The following is a 17,152-nucleotide window of genomic DNA, read 5'->3' on the forward strand; positions in this document are numbered from 1 at the left end:
GATATCGAACCGGTCGTTCATGCGCGGCCCCGCCAGGTTCGGCAACCGGATCGGCGGAGCACATCCTCGGCTTTCCGGGCCCGTGCTTCGTCCTCGAATGCACCATACACCGCCGAACCCGAACCGGAAAGCGAAGCGTACACGGCGCCCGTTTCTTCGAGCACGGTCTTCGCAGCAGCGATGCGGGGATACCGGGGCAGTATGACCCTTTCGAAATCGTTCGTCAGCTCTGCGCGCCAGCGCTCAGGATCGCCGGATAACAAGACCTCACACAAATCCGGGCGATTCCGGTCATTCGGCTGCACGAGGGCATAGGCTCCGGCGGTCGAGACCTGCACGGGCGGCGCCGCCACCACAAGGTGATACGGAAAAACGTACGGAGTCCCGTCCTGCAGGAGTGGTTTCAGCATATCGCCGCGTCCTGTGCCGAACGCCGCCGCATCTCCCGCTGCGAAGAATGCTGCATCCGCACCGACGCTTGCGGCTATATCTATCAGCTCCTCCAGGGACCGACCCAACTTCCACCAATCATTCAGCAGATGAAGCGCCGTGGCCGCATCGCTGGACCCGCCTCCGAGTCCGGCGCCCACGGGAATACGTTTGCGAAGCTCAATAGATGCCGCCTTGTCCGGGTTAAGGCATCGCGCCGCGCGATAGACCAGATTATCGGCGCCCGGCGGAACCTGGAGCACACGATCAGCAGGCGAGGCATCCTCCACAGGAATCACCTGCAACGGGCCGGAAAACGCCGGGAAATCCGCCTCCTTGCGGCCTTCGGGTGGTGTGATGGAAACCTCATCCGCCCAGCCGATCCGCAGAAACACGGTTTCGATGTCGTGATACCCGTCGCTGCGCTTGCGGAGCACATGCAAACCAAGATTGATCTTGGCGGGGGCGGCTTTACGAAGCATCCTCTGTGAAACCATAATGAAAGACATTCCCGCAAAATGCGCGGATCGGATTACCAATTCGAGCGTGCGCTCGAAAAAACCCACCGATGTACAGGGAACCCGATAGCCCTCCGGCTGTTGCAACACCCGAAGAAACGAGGTATTTTTTAAAATACGCACTGTACACTTCCACCCGGCGCCTCTCATTCATTTCGGTCGAGCCTACCCCGGAAATCGTTACAAAATTCGCTCGTACTTTCATAATCCGAATACTCCGAAGGCGCTGCCCGCGCCTCTCGATATATCGGCATCCGGCATGACAGGCCGACCATTGTTTTCCCCGTTTCACAGGCATCCATCCATCCGGAACGCTTCGGCGACCGTTATGGCGTGGATTCTCCTCGCATCGTTCCTGCTCGCTCCAACAGCGGCGCAAGCCCAATTCGATTCGCAAGGGAGCGAATCCGTATCTCCGGCGACCATGGGCCCGGAGATAAATCCTCTCCAGGAGCAACTGACCCGATTCCCAAGTGCAGCAGAGATGATTCCTCTTGAAGGAACGGTGGACGCGGATCAGTATATCGTGGGGCCGGGCGATCTCTTCGATATATCCGTGGGCGGCCCTCAACCGCTGCTTGCCCCGACCGCCGTCTCGGCAGACGGATATCTGATCGTACCGGAAGCCGGCGCCGTGCAGGTAGGGGGCCTTTCTCTGCAGGAAGCACGCAGCCGGGCGAAACAGGCGCTCCGCGAATCTTTCGAAAATGTGCGTGTGGAAATCGCGCTGGCGCAGCCCAGACGATTTTACGTGCATGTTTCGGGAGCGGTCCCGTTTCCGGGACGCTATCTGGCCACGCCCGTGGGCCGTCTGGCCGGCGTGCTGAGTCTGGCTTATGCAGACACCACCCGGGCCCCGACAGGAAACCTGACGTTTCGCCCCGCCCTGCGGAATGTCCTGCTCTTGCATACGGACGGAACACAGAAAACGGTGGACCTGCTGAGATATCACGCCACCGGCAATACGGAACATAACCCCTATCTGCGGGATGGGGACATCGTGTCCGTGCCTGCGTTCGACCCCGATTACGGCTCTGTCTTCATATCGGGGAATGTGGCCTTCCCGGGGATATACGACCACCGGTCCGACGATACGCTCTCCGATCTCCTTGCCCTCGCTACCGGGCAGGAAACGCCCGGTTATGCACGACAGGTTCGGCTCACCCGCGTGCTTGATGACGGCTCCGTGGAAGCCGAAATATATGATGTGGCCGCGCTGTACGGCGGCGGGGACGTACAGGTGCAGGCCCTGGATCAGGTGCATGTGCTGGCCGAAGAAACGGTGCGCGGCGTCGCCGATATCGAGGGATGGGTGCAATACCCCGGAACCTACCCCATCCTCTCCGGCCAAACGACGCTGCAAGACCTCGTAGCGCTTGCGGGAGGAATGCGTCCCGGAGCGCTTGCCCGTGCGGCGCATCTCAAGCGATCCACCCTGCCCATGCCGGAACCGGAGTACGAAAACAGATTTGGAATGCTCGCCGGCATACCCGATCTGGTCCCGGCCGACACGCTGGCCCTGATGCAATCCACCCGGCTGGCGAACATGGGTTTCTTCGGCAGCGCTTATCTGACCCACGACCTGCGGGTGCAAAGCAGCGTTCCGGTAGACCTGACTGTTGCGCTTGGACAAGGAGCTCCGCCTATTCCTCTCCAGGACGGTGACAAGGTATACGTCCCGCGCGACAACAATCAGGTCTTTGTATTCGGACAGGTGAATCGTCCGGGATATGTCACGCATCAGGCAGGTATGTCGCCGGAGTACTATGTAAACGCGGCAAGCGGACTTGGGGAAAACGCCGGAACCTCGTATGTCATCAAGGCCGGTACCAATCGTTTCGTGGAGACTTCCAGGACGGAAATCGAATCGGGAGATCGCATCTTCGTGAACCGGAAAACGATTCTGGCCGATACGGAAGACTTGCAACGGCTCCTGACGGAGTATCAGCGATTCAGGATGGAAGAACGGTCGCGCACCATACAAGGCGTCGTGGCGTCCATCAGCGCCGCGACCGGAATCATCGCCACGTACCTGCTGATCCGGAGACAATGAGCCCTGAAACCATGCATTCGCCGGATGAAGGAGGCGCACCCGGATACGACGAGGAGATGCGCCGCGAGCGTGCGGAGGATACGCTTTGGGCCACGCTGGGTACGTTGTACAGGTATCGGCGCCTGGTGATCGGCGTTACGGTCTTTGCGGGCGTGGCTTCCGTGGTCATCAGCCTGCTTCTGACCAACTGGTACCGCGGCACAGCCCGCGTGCTCATTCCGCAGGGAGGCGAAACCTCGTTGGCCGCCGGTTTGCTGGGAAGTCTTCCAGCGGGCGCGGCTGCCCTGTTCGGAGGTGGCCCCGGGGGAGACTACACGCGCTATCTGGCCATTCTGACCAGCCGTTCCATGATGGAAGCTGTGGTGGATTCGTTCGACCTTATTACTCTCTACGAAACGGAGGACGAAGAATACCCGCTGGAAGAAGCTATTGATATGCTGGAAGACAACGTGGCGTTCGAAGTGGATATGGAGTACTATTTTCTGTCCGTCTCCGTGCTGGACAAGGACCGCCAACGCGCCGCCGACATGGCCAATTTCCTGGTCCGCCGCCTCAACGAGATGAGCGTACGACTCTCCAGCGAGGGGGCTTTCGATTATCGCCGCTCGCTGGAAAAACGCTACCTCGAATCCCGGGCCGCCATGGACTCCGTGCTGTACGCCGCGGAACAGTTTCAGGAAGAGTACGGCGTGTACGACCTGACGTCTCAGACGGAAAGCTTTTTCGAGCAGGTAGGTGCGCTCCGCAGAAGCGCGCTGGAGGCTGAAATCCAATACGAAGCGCTCCGCGCATCATACGGCGAGGATAATGCGCAGGTCCAGGCCATACAGGAAATCGCCCTCGCCGCCGATCAGAAATACCGGCAGGCACTGGCCGGCCGGGAGCAAATGCTCCCCGTGGCGCAGGAGGAAGTACCTGCGGTTGCACGCACCTATGCAGAACTGGAACTGGAAACCATGATCCAGCGCAGCATCCTTGAAGTCCTGGCGCCGCTATACGAACAGGCGCGCTTTCAGGAGAATCGGGAGGCGCTGGCGGTACAGGTTCTCGACGAGGCCATCCCGCCGGCGCTCAAAGCAAAGCCGAAGCGGTCGATCATCTGCATCCTCGCCACGCTCTCCGCCTTTCTGCTGGTCGTGATTTACGTGCTCGTATATGACTGGTGGGCCAGAAATCACGGGCACTTTCTGCGAAGGCTCCAGGCGCGAACCTGGGCGCAATGACCAGCGAGAAATCGTCCCTTTCTCTTGACGCACTCACGCCCGAGCGGCTGTTCGTGTGGACACGGCCATTGCTGTATGCGGGATTGGCTTTCGGGCTTCTCCTGATTGTACTGGGGACCTGGCTTTCGACCCTCTTGTTGGCTGTACTGGCTGCAGCCTTCCTCGCCGCCCTTGTCTTCGGGGCATTGGCACGCAACGAAGTCTTCCTGCTGTGCGCCGTGCTGGCCGCCTTCGTCGTTTCAGCCAACTACGAAGCCGGATTTCAGATACAGGAAATCTTTTACGGACTACTGTATTTCGGATATCTGACGTACTGGTTCATAAGCCGTTTTTTCTTCTACCGGGATCGCGTCCTGAAAACACCCATCGACTGGGCGCTTTTTCTTTTTCTCGTCTATGTTACGCTGTCTCTTGGGCTTACCCCCCTGCTCGGCGGCGACATGCAAACCGCTGTCAGCGAATGGCTGGCCATCACCATGCTGGCCTTTTACTTTCCAATCAAGGAACTCTGCATTCGGCGGTCCGATCTGCTTCCCCAAAAACCTGTCCTGATTAGTCTGGGCTTTGTTGCGCTCTTTATTGCGTTTCGAAATTTCTGGTTTTACCAAACCCACATCAACAACGCGGAATTCCTGTGGCAGATCGCCACAGGGCGTGTCGTCACGAACGAACATGTGTTGCTGATGGCTGGCCTCGTCGCATTGACCATCCTGTTGTACAGCCGGAAAAAGCTGCATACGACGGCTATTGCCGGGATATTTACGATCCTGTCTGCAGCCATCGTGATCGGACAAAGCCGGGCCCTGTGGGTGTCTTACATGCTGGGCATTGCGGTCATCTTCCTGTGCGTCGATCGGAAAAAGAAATTCCGGATCGTATCCATCGGGGTCCTCGGGGGAGTACTATTCCTCGTGGTGGGGACACTCGTCTTCGACAATTTCTTTTCACTCATCATTGCCGGTCTTGCAAACCGGTTCCTTTCCCTGCAAACCGCCACGGTCCAGGATATTTCCCTGATCAACCGCTTCTTCGAGGCGCGCGCGGCATTGGAGTACATCGGCATGAACCCCATCATGGGCTACGGCTTCGGGGTCCCGATCAAATATTACAGCCTCGTCTATGAGTGGACGCACGAAACCTCGTTTATTCATAACGGCCCGGTGGGCGTCTGGTACCGCCACGGTCTTATAGGGCTTGGGCTCCTCGGCACGTTCTACATCGGAACGGTCGTGCGGACCATTCGAACACTGCGTATGCCCGCCATAGCTCGCATCGACCGCATCGTGGCTATTTTCGTCATGGCGTGCCTGATTGCGGAAAGCCTCGTGGGAAACACCGAAAATCCATTCGCTACCGGCGACAAGACCCTGTTCATCGGAGCCCTGGCCGGCCTTGCCGCCGCATCTGCCCATCGCGCAGCCCACCCGGTTGCCCGGCCCGAAATCCATGCCGAGTGAAGGTACAGCCAACCCCGCCGGGCAGGGACAACCCCGACCCGGCCTGCTGGCGAACATATCCTGGCTGAGCGTTGCCAACGCCATCGTGAAACCGCTATGGTTTCTGTTCATTACGGCGGCATGCATGAGGCTGCTCGGTGTGCGTGAATTCGGTGTCCTTACGGCAGCCTTGTCGCTGACCATGATCGCCGCGGGTTTCGTAGATCTGGGCATGGCGCAGTACACGGTGCGCGAAGTATCGCGGGCGCTGGACAAGGCATCCCTCTACTTCTCCAACTTCATGACACTGAGAATCGGGAACTCGGTCCTCGCATGGGGAGGTGCGCTGATTGTAGCGGTCTTGCTCGATTATCGCGGGAGTGCGTTGCTGGCCGTGTGCTTCGCCGGGATATATGCCCTCACACTGAACCTCACGAATTACTGCCGCAGCATGTACCAGGCATTCGAAAACCTGCGCCAGGAAGCCGTCATGCTGATCGTGGAAAAGGTACTGGTTATTGGAGGCGGTCTGCTCCTGCTGTTCGCCACCCGTTCAGCGGCGTGGACGCTCGCCGGCATGGCGCTGGGTATGACAGTGACCACGGGCATCAACATCCTGTGTATCGACAGGCGATTCGCAAAAATGCGCAGGTCTCTCGTGAGCAGACGCTTTCTCAAGCGAGCAATCAAGGTCATGATCCCCTTCGGGTTCGCCGGCCTGTTCACGGTGATGTATTACCGCGTGGATATGGTGATGATCGAAGCCATACTCGGAGCAGTCCCTACCGGACAGTACGGAGCCGCTTACCGTATTCTGGAGGCATTTCACACACTACCCGCTATCGTAGGCCTGGCCGCTATCTATCCCAGACTTGCACGGCTACATCGTGACCGTGCTCATGCCGATTTTCGGCACCTCTTGCGAAATGGCCTGCTTGGACTCATCAGCATTAGCATCGTTGTCAGCTTGTTGCTCACTATTTTGTCTGACACGGTAATCTGGCTACTGGACCCGGACCCGTCCTATGCTCTTGCTGCGGATGCCTTGCGCATACTGGTATGGACCTTCCCGTTCATATGCGGCAAAACCCTTCTGTATTTAGCGCTGATCTCTATGGATCAGCAACGATTGGCGGCCATTACGCTTGGATTCGCCGTTCTTTTCAATGTAGCATTCAACACATTCATGATCCCGGCGATGGGTATTGAGGGCGCCGCTATCGCTACAGTTCTTACAGAAGTATTGCTTACTGTGATTTTTGCCGCATATTATAGACGGACAGGCTTTATATCTACCGAACCACAATCATCCGAATAACCTCCTCCCATGAACCGTTGGAAAAAATTAATGGGCCTGTGCAGGCATCCCGGTTTTATCCCACCGTTAATACGGCATCGGATAGCCGGAGGCATAGAGCATTACGCCATGGTAAAACACCTTGCGCCGGCCACACTTATTGATGCGGGTGCGAACAAAGGGCAATTTTCGTTGCTGGTGCGCAAATTATTTCCAAAAACCCGTATCATTGCCTTCGAACCGCTCCCCGAATCGGCTGATCGTTACGAACGACTCTTTGGTGATGACAAACTCACAACATTGCATCGCCTTGCCCTAGATGTCAGCTCTGGCGAGCGTACCTTCTACGTGGCAAATCGCGGCGATTCCTCGTCTCTATTGCGCCCAGCTCAAGGATTGCAGATGGCTTTCGGCGGTACGCTATCTCATGAAATATCTGTTGAAACTGTTCGCTTGGACTCAGTGATTGACGCAAAGGATTTACCCGCTCCCGTATTGTTGAAAATAGATGTACAAGGCGCTGAAAAACAGGTTATTTTATCTGCCACTAAATTATTGGATTATATCGATCATATTTACGTAGAAATTTTATTTGCAGATTTATACGATGGACAATCCCGATTCCGCGATGTGTTTCACGAATTGGATGCAAAAGGTTATCGTATGCGTGGCGTATTCAATCAAGTAATCACGTCAGAATACAACGCCACATATGCCGATGTACTCTTTACACGCGATTTACAGCACTAATCTCTTCGGCGTGACGGACCGCTGCTTCAAGACCATCCACCATCCTGTCGATCGTCAAATGTTTCCGAGCGTATGCCAACGCATTCGATGAGTACCTATCCTGATCCGCCAGCACTTCCCGTACACTTGCCGCCAGCGCCTCGGAAGTATGCCCTGAACACAATAGACCGGTTTTCCCGGAACGCACGTATTCCACTTCGGGACTGTGAAACTTCACGCCCCCAGCGCTTTCAGGATGATGCAGCGACACCACCGGTACGCCAAAGGCAAACGCATGATTCACGGCCAAGCCAAGATACCCTGGCATAAGCATCACATCCGAAGCATACAACCAGGGAGCGGCTTCCTCGAGCAGCAAGGAACCAAGAAAGCGAACGCCCTGCAACGAACGAGCCGCTACCGTCTTCTCCATTGTTGCTCGCTCCGGCCCATCCCCTATGATTAATAGAGTTCCAGGCGTATCCTTCGTCAAAATCTCCCAGGTTTCGAGAAGCATATCCGTGCCCTTTCCCCGAATCAGCCGACCTATATAGACCAGAACAGGACTGTGGGGGGAAATGGAAAGTCGCCGCCGAACTGCCTGTTTTCCCTCTGTCGCCAACGTCGTCCGTTGTGCAAACATTGGACGCAAATCCATCGTGTTGCGCGCCACAAAAATATTGCGATCCGGAACAAACGGGCGCAGCAAATTGGCCCTGCCCTCCGTATAGCAAACACATCCCTCCACTTCTTTTGCCAACGCCAAACGGTACCTGTCCAGAATATGGCGCCTCGGGTTGAATACCCTGTAGTTCGACGAAAAATGTCCCCAGAGTACCCGTCCCGCTCCAACTGACTTAGCGTAACGCAATAAAAAAGGCAACGTAACAGAACGCGGACTTTCCTCCGCAAGAATTGCTGCTGGCGGACCATAAAGATTAAAAACACGACGAAACGGCTGTGCGTGCACTTTTTCACCAAAAAGCCAGTGATTCCAAAGGTATACCTGCTTGTATGCGGGATCGCTTTCCCGAACCAGATTTCCCAACGAAGACGCTCCCGGAGGATTCCCGGAACATACGACAAGCCGCCCGTCGAGGCGTTCGTTCAATTTCTCCAGTACCGGAATACGATACCAAAAAATTACCCGGTAGAAAAAGTACACGGGGCGATCATTGAAAGACATGTGCAGCCATTGGAACGGCGAGTTAAACAGAAACAAGGGGACCTTGATACGATCTTGGACCAGATCGGTTCGAGCGAACCCGATAGTTCAAGAATGTACCAAAAACCCGGATTAGGGTTCATGACTGGCGGTACCAGCATCCCGGTAGCGGTAATGAGCGTTTGTGTGTATTGTCCCTATCCAGAGGATGAGGAAACATAGTTTGATACATACCCCTTCTAAATCGATCATTCCGATAGAATGTAAACTCCGCCACTCGCGGAATATCGAATCCGCTTCCCTTGACAAAACCACAACAGTTGTTGGGGTGAATATGTACAACGCTGTGGGTCCGTAGAAGCCTATCGAAGACATTGGATGCAAGAGTAAAAAATGTTCGGCGGAACAACGCTTGAAGATTGTGAAACTCAATGACAATAATCCTGAACTGTGCCAAGAGATCCATTGATATTTGCATCAATGTTTCATATTCCATTCCTTCTATATCCATTTGCAAAATTAGATCGCCCTTGTAATCAGGTATTTTGTTTTTTTTCCATTCATCTAGTGTCATAAAAATTTCATCGGAAAATGCACCCACAAATTTCCTGTCAAATTCAAAATTGGGATGAGACTGCGGAACCACCGGCACCGAATAATCCGCCAGATACACCTGCATGCCCTGATTCGCCAGATCAATTTCAAAGCCCGACTCCGTGGAAACGCCAGGCGAGAAACCATATTTAATTCCCTCCAGATCATTCGGCAAAAGGTACCCACCGTCGCCATCGGGCCCCAAGCGAATCAATGGCGCCCCGGCCTGCAAAGGATGTAAACTGCGGATGAGCTTGCCCAGCGCATCCGGAGAAGTACGCCCTTCCAGTACGCCCGCTGGTTTGTGCTTGGCAATATCCACGCCCAATGCGCCAGATAGCCGAACAATGCTGTCTTTAAGCGTTGCTATAACCAAGGATATGTTATTCATGCGACTTGTTTCACCTGATTTATTGTTAGCACGCCTTAACGCTAATGCAATGCAGCGATTATGAGCACAAAGACGACAAAAAGGCCGGGCTGTTCGACGGCTTCTGCATGCCGCTCAAGAGTTTGCGGTCTTCGGACGGGGTTCACGCGCATCGGTTCCGTTCGCGCTTCGGATTAGGGTTTCGCCGGTTTTTCCGTCGGGCGGCGATCTTTCGCGCCGCTTCGGGATCGTCCGGCTTGTTGATCCAGGCCTCGCTGGAGGACATGGGCACGCGGGGCATGCCGCGAACGAACCGTGCGGAAGTGCGCCTCCAGGTAGGGATTGTCGTTCGAACGGTACGGACGGCGACCCAACCCGAACGCCGCCACGCCATCCCCGAACGTCAACCGAGCAAAACCATACGAAGCATCGCGGAAAGATTACTGGCCGTGCATGCACTGCGGGCAGCAGACGCCTTGCAACTCGCCGCCGCATTGATGGCATGCGAGGCGCACACAAAGGGGCAAGGTTTCGTTTCGCTCGATCAACGTTTGCGGATAGCAGCTTACAAGGAAGGGTTTACGGTACTCCCGGATACGTGACCCTCATTGATTTCCTGCAGGGTTGCGTCCCCGCCTCTGAGTTGACAGGCTCGCAATAAACCGTGTACCTTTTCCTTTTTAAGACAGCGGATACGTACGGCTACGATGGCGGCGCCTTCCTCGAATGAATCGGCAAATAGCGACCTCGCTTATCAGGAAGAAATCCTGCAAGGCGTTTCCCGCACGTTCGCCCTCACGATCCCGCAGCTTCCGGAAAAGTTACGCACGGTGGTAGGCAACGCCTATCTCCTGTGCCGCATCACGGACACCATCGAAGACGAACCCGTCCTGCCCGCCGGGCAGAAGCAGGCTTTCGCGGAACGTTTTGCCGAAGTCGTTGCAGGCCGGGCGGAAGCAGAGCCTTTCGCGCGGGAACTCGGCGCATTGCTGTCATCTTCCACGACTCCGAGCGAACACGACCTGATCGCCAACACCGTCCGGGTCATTCGCATCACCAGCGGGTTCAATACCGTCCAGAAAGGAGCGCTCGAACGCTGCGTCCGAATCATGGCGGGCGGCATGGCGGAGTTTCAACAGAACGCCACGCCCGACGGCCTGAACGACGTCCCGCATCTTGATCGCTATTGCTATTATGTCGCCGGCGTGGTCGGCGAAATGCTCACCGAGCTGTTCTGCGACTATTCCGCCGAGATCAATACACGGCGGGAAGAATTGCTTCCGCTGGCCGTCTCCTTCGGGCAAGGGTTGCAAATGACCAATATCCTCAAGGACGTATGGGATGACCGGAATCGCGGCGCGTGCTGGCTTCCGCAGGACGTTTTCCTCGCTGCCGGTTTCGATCTGCGCTCCTTATCCCCCGGCCGGACCGATCCCGGCTTCGTCAAGGGATTATCCGGGCTCGTGGCGATCGCCCGCCGGCACCTCGAAAACGCGTTGCGGTATACGCTGATCATACCTTCACACGAAACCGGCATCCGCCGGCATTGCCTCTGGGCATTGGGTATGGCCGTCCTCACCCTGCGCCGCATTCATGCAACGCCCACGTTCAGCAGCGGACAGGAAGTAAAAATCTCCCGGCGCAGCGTGTGGACCGTCGTCATCGTCACCAGCGCTCTGGCCCGCTGGAATCCGGCGCTGAAATTCCTTTTCGGAGTATTGACCCGAAAACTGCCCTCTTCGTGAATGAAGTCGCCGTGCGGGTCCCGGCTGCTTCGTGGATTTGTACGGAACCTCCAGGGCCTGTTGACACTATGCAGGAGATTAAATCTATTTGCGTTTTCCATATGTATTTTTTGTATTTCCCATATGTATTTTGCTCTGCGTTATAGCAAGATTGAGACACCTCAGACTTTCCGGCCTGTAAACATGCCAGGGCTCGATAAGAATTGAACCGGTCACATGATGAGCGCCGAGCCAAAGAATATCCCTTCTTGCTACATCCCGGGCTATGCAAGGGCCCAAGCCCTCGACCCGGAGATCGTGGCGAACTACATCGCCCATACGCATATCGGAGACCCCGACGCAGATGCGGTGATCGAACAGATGGCTTCCCTCGACGGGGGAACGGCAGCGCGGTTATTCAGATTGGGGTTGAATACGGAAGATCCCAAGGAGAGAGAGCAAGTTCTGCGCGATGCGCCGTCCGCACTGCAAAACTTCCTGAGAAAGTTGGATACACCGCCTGATTGGGTAGACACCTCCGTCTATATGCCCGGCATTCGCATGTTTCACAGGAACTCGCGGCTGGTCCTCGGCGCATTCGTAGGAGGCGTTTTAATAGAGGGTTTCTCCACGAATATCAGCAAGTCCTTCATAACAACGGGGCGATTGCGCGAATACGGCGTCCGGCGTTTAAAACAGAATAACCGGCACATGATCGAGTTATTCATGCCTGGCGGCATGGAGCGAAGCGGAGACGGCTGGAAGTTGTCTATCCGTGTCCGGCTGGTCCATGCACAGATCAGATACCTGCTGAAAAAATCCGAAGAGTGGGATACGGAAGAGTTGGGCGTACCGATCAGTGCAGCGCATATGGGGTTCTCCGCTGCCGCTTTTTCGGCAAGATTACTAAAGCATCTGAAAAGCCTGGGCGCCGAATTCAACGACGAAGAACGCAAGAGTTTTATGAAGGTCTGGCGCCATTCGGGATTTTTGATGGGCGTTCCCGAGACCATTTTGTTCCGTGACGAGGAGGAGGCATTGCGGCTATTCGATGTGGGGCGCATGTGCGAGCCCATCAGTGAGCCGGAGGCCATTGCAATGGCGAATTCTCTGATCAATTCCGCTCCACTGGTGATAGGTATCACGGATCCCCTCGCTCGTCGTGATTTGGCAGGGTATGTGTACCGTGTATCTCGAGCGCTTATCGGAAATACGCTCGCCGATGAACTGAAGTACCCCGCGAACCCGACCTTCGGGGTATTGCAATGGTTTCGGCTGCAATCCCGTTATTCCCAAACGATGAACCGTCTATTCCCGAAACGTAGCCGGAATGACAGTTTCTCCCAGTTTACCTCCCTGCTTGAAGCCTCGGCGTTCGATGCGGCGGGCATAAGCTACAGACTGCCTGACGATCTGTATGCGGAAGCATCTCAGCAATGGTGAGACCATCGAGCCGGAAACATGGCGAACAAAAGAGGATTACATACCAGAGGGCTTGGCGATTTTTATATGTAATTCCCCAAAGTTGAACCGGGGACATGAAGGCTGGTAGTGTGAAAAACACCCCTTCTTGCTACATCCCGGGCTATGCAAGGGCCCAGACCATCCATCCGGAGATGGCCGCCAACTACATCGCCCATACGCAGATCGGAGACCCCGAGGCTGATGCGGTGATCGAACAGATGGCTTCCCTGGACCGGGGAACGTCGGCGCGATTCTTCAAATTGGGGTTGAATACGGAAGACCCCGGGGAGAGGGAACACGTTCTGCGCGATGCGCCATCCGCGCTACGGGATTTCCTGAGAACGTTGGACACACCGCCCGATTGGGTGGATCTGTCGGCCTATATCCCGGGCATCCGCATGTTCCACAGAAACTCGAGCCTGGTTCTCGGAGCCTTCGTGGGAGGCGTTTTGGTAGAAGGCTTTTCCACGAATATCAGCAAGTCTTTCTTCATAACGGGGCGGGTGCGCGAACACGGCGTCAGGCGTTTGAGACAGAATAACCGGCACATGATCGAGATATTCATGCCCGGCGGGCTGGAACGAATCGGTGACGGCTGGAAGTTGTCTGTCCGTATCCGGCTGGTCCACGCACAGATCAGATACCTGCTGAACAAATCCGACGACTGGGATACTGAGGCGTGGGGCGTACCAATCAGTGCAGCGCATATGGGATTCTCAGCCGCTGCTTTTTCGGCAAGATTACTGAAGCATTTGAAAAGCCTGGGCGCCGAATTCAACGACGAAGAACGCGGGAGTTTTATGCAGATATGGCGCCATTCGAGTCTTTTGATGGGTGTTCCCGAGACCATCTTGTTTCACAAGGAGCAGGATGCGCTGAAATTATTCGAGATTGGCAGGATATGCGAGCCCGCCAACGAGTTGGAGGCAATCGCGATGGCGAATGCGCTGATTAACTCCTCCCCATTGGTTATAGGAATTAATGATCCGGTCGGGCGTCGTGAAATGGCGGAGTACGTATACCGCATATCTCGAGCGCTTATCGGGAATGCGCTTGCCGACGAATTGCGGTATCCCTCGAATCGGTCCTTTGGCGTGCTGGAATGGTTCCGGTTGCAGTCCCGTTATGCCCAAGTGATGAACAGGTTATTTCCAAAACGCAATCAGAATAATAACTTCTCCCAATTCACCTCCCTGCTCGAGGCCTCGGCATTCGATATGGCGGGCATAAGCTACAGGCTTCCTGACGCTGTGTATGCGGAAGAATCCAGGCAATGGTGAGGGCATCGAGCCAAAAATAACGCAAACAAAGCCTCTCGATGGAAAAAACGCCCTGAAAAAAACGGGGCGGCCTACTCGGGAGAAGAAGAACGCGACGGGAAGTGTCTCTTTCGCCATGCCCCGAAGTTATGTTGCGTCATTACGAGCGCAGGCACGACCAGCATCAGAAGCACGGTGGCGATGAGCACGCCGAAACCGACGGAGGTCGCCAGCGGCACGAGATGTTGGGCGTGCGTACTGGTCTCGAAAATCAGGGGGGCAACCCCTGCGAACGTAGTGGCGGAGGTCAACAGGATGGCCCGGAAACGATCCTTTGCTCCGGCAATGATTGCGTCTCTGGCCGGCGCTCCGGATCTTCTCAGGTCGTTAATGAACTTGATCATCATCAGCGAGTCATTCACGACCACCCCGCTTACGCCGATCAGTCCGTACATCGACCAGATTCCCAGACTCAGGCCCATGAGCATGTGCCCTGCTATGGCGCCTATGGCGCCCAACGGAACCGCAGCCATGATGATGAGCGGCTGGGAATAGGAACCAAAAGGAATCGCCATCAGCACGTACATGATCAGCAGAGCCAGGAAAAGCGATCTGCCCAGATCGGCATTGGCTTCCTGCTGCTGTTTCCTTTGGCCGCCGACAGTGTACGCAAAGGCCGGCTCCTCCGCCTCCAGACGCGCGAGGACCCCGCGCTCCAGCCGGCGGTTTACCTGCTGTCCCGTGGCGATCTGCACATCCACATCGGCCGTAACAGTCACCGCGCGTCGCCCATCCACTCTGTGGCGGGCAGCTGAGGACCTCGAGAACCGGGCAGTCGCAACCTGACCCAGGGGCACCTCGCCGCCCGGTGTACGGATCAGATAGCCCTCGACATCGGTCGCGGAATTACGCTCTTCTTCGGGGAGACGCACATATACCCGCATGTCCTCGCGCCCTCGCTGCACCCTGAGCGCCTCGGCTCCAAAGAAGGCGGACCGTGCTTGCGCTGCGAAATGACCAAGGGTCAGGTTAAGAGTACGAGCCCCGGGCTTGAGTTCCAGTTGAAGTTCTTTGAACCCTTCGTCGAGGTTGCTCCGGATATCGAAAACCCCGTCTATGCCGGCTAACTCTGTGGTGAACTCGTCGGCAATCACGGCCAACCGATCCGGATCCGGATGAGAGAGTTCAAAGTGAACAGGGAGACCCAGGGAAATCAGGTTCGAAGAAATCGAGAGGGACTTCGCCTCCGGAAAATTACCCGCTTCTTCCCGCCATACCTGCTCGAAGGTTGAGGCTGCAATGCCCGCCCGCTCCCAGTCGACAAGTTTGAACTGGACCGCCCCAAGGTGGCCGCGCGGCGCTTCCACTGCGTTGCCGCCCAAGGGGTCATAGAGTGTTGCCGCTTCCCCCACGGTGACAGCCACGCCAACCTCCAGCGGAGGTGCATCCTGAGCCCGGCCCTCCGCGATCCGCGCCACCGCGCGGTGTCCCGCAGCTTCGAGTTCGGCAGCGATCACGGTCGTACGCTCCCCGGGTGTGCCCACGGGCATCTCCAGATTGGCGGAAACGACCTGGCCCTCGATAGGGGTGAGAAACTGGTTTGGGACGATACCCGATGCCACGATTCCCATCGACAGGATCATCAGGCCTATTGCAGAGACAAGAATGACAGGGGGATGGTCGACGGCCAGTCGCAGTCCACGATCCAGGGGACCGTCCACCATGCGCTTGAGCAGGGTATCCACGGCTTTCTGAATGCCACGGATGCGCCGGCTGAGCCAGGCGCCTGCACGCTCTCTCGGCGAAGACAGGTGGGCAAGGTGGTTTGGCAATACAAGCAGGGACTCGATCAGTGAGAGCAACAGTACCGTGATCACCACGATAGGAATGGCGCGCCCGAGTTTCCCCTGGGGCCCGGGCGCCGAAAGCAGTGCCGCAAAAGCCGTCACGGTAGTGAGGACCGAAAATATGACGGGGACGCTCACCCGTTTTGCCCCCCTGATGGCCGCGGCGAACCCACGAATGCCTCGCTCGCGCTCTGCAAAAACACTTTCACCCACCACGATCGCATCGTCCACGACGATCCCCAGCGCCAGAACGAGCGCCATCAGAGAAAACATGTTGATGGACACACCCAGGAGCCCCATCACCAGGAAGGTTCCCATAAACGAGATACCCACCCCCACAGCCACCCACACAGCCAACCCAATCTCCAGAAACAGCGTAAGCACCAGGAACACAAGGAGCATTCCCAGCAGTGCATTCTCGATCATAAGACCAAGGCGTCCCCCGACTTCCTCGGAATCGTCTTTCCATATCTCGACGGAGACGCCTTCAGGAAGAGTCGGTTGAACTTCGGCCGCGAGATAATCCTTGACGACCTCAGCGATCTCAAGCACCTGTTCCTCCGAGGTGCGGTACACATCCACGCGAACAGCCCGCTGCCCGTTGTAGCGTACAATGAGATCGGTATCTGCGAAGCCGTCCTGTACGGTCGCGATGTCACCGAGGCGAACCGATGTTCCATCGGACCGCGTCAGGACGATAATGTCTTCGAAGTCCGCCTGTTCGTAGTTCTGCCCCAGCGTTCGGACGAGAATTTCCTCCTCGTCCGTGGAAATTTTTCCGGCGGACAACTCGAGTGAACCCTGCCGGACCGCCAACGCGACATCATCCAGAGTAAGCCCGAGCGCCCGAAGCCGATGGAGAGGCACTTCAATCGAAACTTCGTACGGGCGGGCGCCGCTGGTCTCGGACAAAGACACTTCGGGTAAAGACGAAATTCCTTCCTCAATCTCGTATGCCGGTTGGTTGATGTTAAAAGTCTTATAAGCGTATCCGTGGCGAGGAGAGGTGGTGGGGTGGGGGGGGGGGGGGGGGGGTGGTGTGTT

General features: G+C 56.4%; 13 protein-coding genes. 9 read left to right on the plus strand and 4 right to left on the minus strand.

The window, feature by feature from the left end:
- Positions 1-17: 17 nt before the first annotated feature.
- Complete coding sequence (gene ispE / locus F4Y00_04520) at positions 18-1,097, minus strand: 4-(cytidine 5'-diphospho)-2-C-methyl-D-erythritol kinase (protein MYE04218.1); 1,080 nt, start codon at positions 1,095-1,097, stop codon at positions 18-20.
- A gap of 109 nt (positions 1,098-1,206) precedes the next feature.
- On the opposite strand from ispE, the gene F4Y00_04525 reads away from it, so the two are divergent.
- The 5 genes from F4Y00_04525 to F4Y00_04545 are packed head-to-tail and all read left to right on the plus strand — an operon-like array spanning position 1,207 to position 7,706.
- A complete protein-coding gene (locus F4Y00_04525) occupies positions 1,207-3,000 on the plus strand; it encodes a hypothetical protein (GenBank protein MYE04219.1) in 1,794 nt (597 codons plus the stop codon).
- Positions 2,997-4,223, plus strand: a complete 1,227-nt coding sequence (locus tag F4Y00_04530) for a lipopolysaccharide biosynthesis protein (protein MYE04220.1) — start codon at positions 2,997-2,999, stop codon at positions 4,221-4,223. The genes F4Y00_04525 and F4Y00_04530 overlap by 4 nt, the downstream gene beginning before the upstream one ends.
- Positions 4,220-5,680 (plus strand): O-antigen ligase family protein, encoded by a 1,461-nt coding sequence (locus tag F4Y00_04535; GenBank protein ID MYE04221.1) that lies wholly within the window; start codon positions 4,220-4,222, stop codon positions 5,678-5,680. The genes F4Y00_04530 and F4Y00_04535 overlap by 4 nt, the downstream gene beginning before the upstream one ends.
- Positions 5,670-6,977 carry a flippase gene (locus F4Y00_04540; protein MYE04222.1) on the plus strand — a complete coding sequence of 436 codons (1,308 nt, stop codon included), beginning with the start codon at positions 5,670-5,672 and terminating at the stop codon, positions 6,975-6,977. The genes F4Y00_04535 and F4Y00_04540 overlap by 11 nt, the downstream gene beginning before the upstream one ends.
- Positions 6,978-6,986: 9 nt before the next feature.
- Positions 6,987-7,706: an FkbM family methyltransferase gene (locus F4Y00_04545; protein ID MYE04223.1), complete on the plus strand. Its 720-nt coding sequence runs from the start codon at positions 6,987-6,989 to the stop codon at positions 7,704-7,706.
- On the opposite strand, the gene F4Y00_04550 is transcribed toward F4Y00_04545, so the two are convergent.
- Both F4Y00_04550 and F4Y00_04555 read right to left on the minus strand, forming a co-directional pair.
- Positions 7,684-8,871: a glycosyltransferase family 4 protein gene (locus F4Y00_04550; GenBank protein ID MYE04224.1), complete on the minus strand. Its 1,188-nt coding sequence runs from the start codon at positions 8,869-8,871 to the stop codon at positions 7,684-7,686. The two genes, F4Y00_04545 and F4Y00_04550, sit on opposite strands and share 23 nt — an antisense overlap.
- Before the next feature lie 118 nt (positions 8,872-8,989).
- A complete protein-coding gene (locus F4Y00_04555; GenBank protein MYE04225.1) occupies positions 8,990-9,835 on the minus strand; it encodes an FkbM family methyltransferase in 846 nt (281 codons plus the stop codon).
- A 44-nt stretch (positions 9,836-9,879) separates the two neighbouring features.
- Between F4Y00_04555 and F4Y00_04560 the strand changes: the two genes are divergently transcribed.
- The 4 genes from F4Y00_04560 to F4Y00_04575 all read left to right on the plus strand — a co-directional run bounded on the left by F4Y00_04560 (position 9,880) and on the right by F4Y00_04575 (position 14,282).
- Positions 9,880-10,416 (plus strand): hypothetical protein, encoded by a 537-nt coding sequence (locus F4Y00_04560; protein ID MYE04226.1) that lies wholly within the window; start codon positions 9,880-9,882, stop codon positions 10,414-10,416.
- A 105-nt stretch (positions 10,417-10,521) separates the two neighbouring features.
- Positions 10,522-11,559 carry a phytoene/squalene synthase family protein gene (locus F4Y00_04565; protein ID MYE04227.1) on the plus strand — a complete coding sequence of 346 codons (1,038 nt, stop codon included), beginning with the start codon at positions 10,522-10,524 and terminating at the stop codon, positions 11,557-11,559.
- Between the two features lie 216 nt (positions 11,560-11,775).
- The gene (locus F4Y00_04570) at positions 11,776-12,981 is read left to right on the plus strand and encodes a DUF2236 domain-containing protein (GenBank protein ID MYE04228.1); all 1,206 of its coding nucleotides are present in this window, start codon (positions 11,776-11,778) and stop codon (positions 12,979-12,981) included.
- 95 nt (positions 12,982-13,076) lie between these two features.
- Positions 13,077-14,282: a DUF2236 domain-containing protein gene (locus tag F4Y00_04575; GenBank protein ID MYE04229.1), complete on the plus strand. Its 1,206-nt coding sequence runs from the start codon at positions 13,077-13,079 to the stop codon at positions 14,280-14,282.
- 71 nt (positions 14,283-14,353) lie between these two features.
- On the opposite strand, the gene F4Y00_04580 is transcribed toward F4Y00_04575, so the two are convergent.
- The coding region (locus F4Y00_04580) for an efflux RND transporter permease subunit (GenBank protein MYE04230.1) at positions 14,354-17,152 on the minus strand (2,799 nt) is incomplete at its 5' end.

This window comes from Bacteroidetes bacterium SB0662_bin_6, assembly GCA_009839485.1.
Classification (GTDB): Bacteria; Bacteroidota; Rhodothermia; order Rhodothermales; family VXPQ01; genus VXPQ01.

Excerpts from the sequence above, each read along its gene's own strand:
- ispE (MYE04218.1), bottom strand. The coding sequence starts at position 1,097 with ATGAGAGGCGCCGGGTGGAAGTGTACAGTGCGTATTTTAAAAAATACC.
- F4Y00_04525 (MYE04219.1), top strand. The coding sequence starts at position 1,207 with ATGACAGGCCGACCATTGTTTTCCCCGTTTCACAGGCATCCATCCATC.
- F4Y00_04530 (MYE04220.1), top strand. The coding sequence starts at position 2,997 with ATGAGCCCTGAAACCATGCATTCGCCGGATGAAGGAGGCGCACCCGGA.
- F4Y00_04535 (MYE04221.1), top strand. The coding sequence starts at position 4,220 with ATGACCAGCGAGAAATCGTCCCTTTCTCTTGACGCACTCACGCCCGAG.
- F4Y00_04540 (MYE04222.1), top strand. The coding sequence starts at position 5,670 with ATGCCGAGTGAAGGTACAGCCAACCCCGCCGGGCAGGGACAACCCCGA.
- F4Y00_04545 (MYE04223.1), top strand. The coding sequence starts at position 6,987 with ATGAACCGTTGGAAAAAATTAATGGGCCTGTGCAGGCATCCCGGTTTT.
- F4Y00_04550 (MYE04224.1), bottom strand. The coding sequence starts at position 8,871 with ATGTCTTTCAATGATCGCCCCGTGTACTTTTTCTACCGGGTAATTTTT.
- F4Y00_04555 (MYE04225.1), bottom strand. The coding sequence starts at position 9,835 with ATGAATAACATATCCTTGGTTATAGCAACGCTTAAAGACAGCATTGTT.
- F4Y00_04560 (MYE04226.1), top strand. The coding sequence starts at position 9,880 with ATGCAATGCAGCGATTATGAGCACAAAGACGACAAAAAGGCCGGGCTG.
- F4Y00_04565 (MYE04227.1), top strand. The coding sequence starts at position 10,522 with ATGGCGGCGCCTTCCTCGAATGAATCGGCAAATAGCGACCTCGCTTAT.
- F4Y00_04570 (MYE04228.1), top strand. The coding sequence starts at position 11,776 with ATGATGAGCGCCGAGCCAAAGAATATCCCTTCTTGCTACATCCCGGGC.
- F4Y00_04575 (MYE04229.1), top strand. The coding sequence starts at position 13,077 with ATGAAGGCTGGTAGTGTGAAAAACACCCCTTCTTGCTACATCCCGGGC.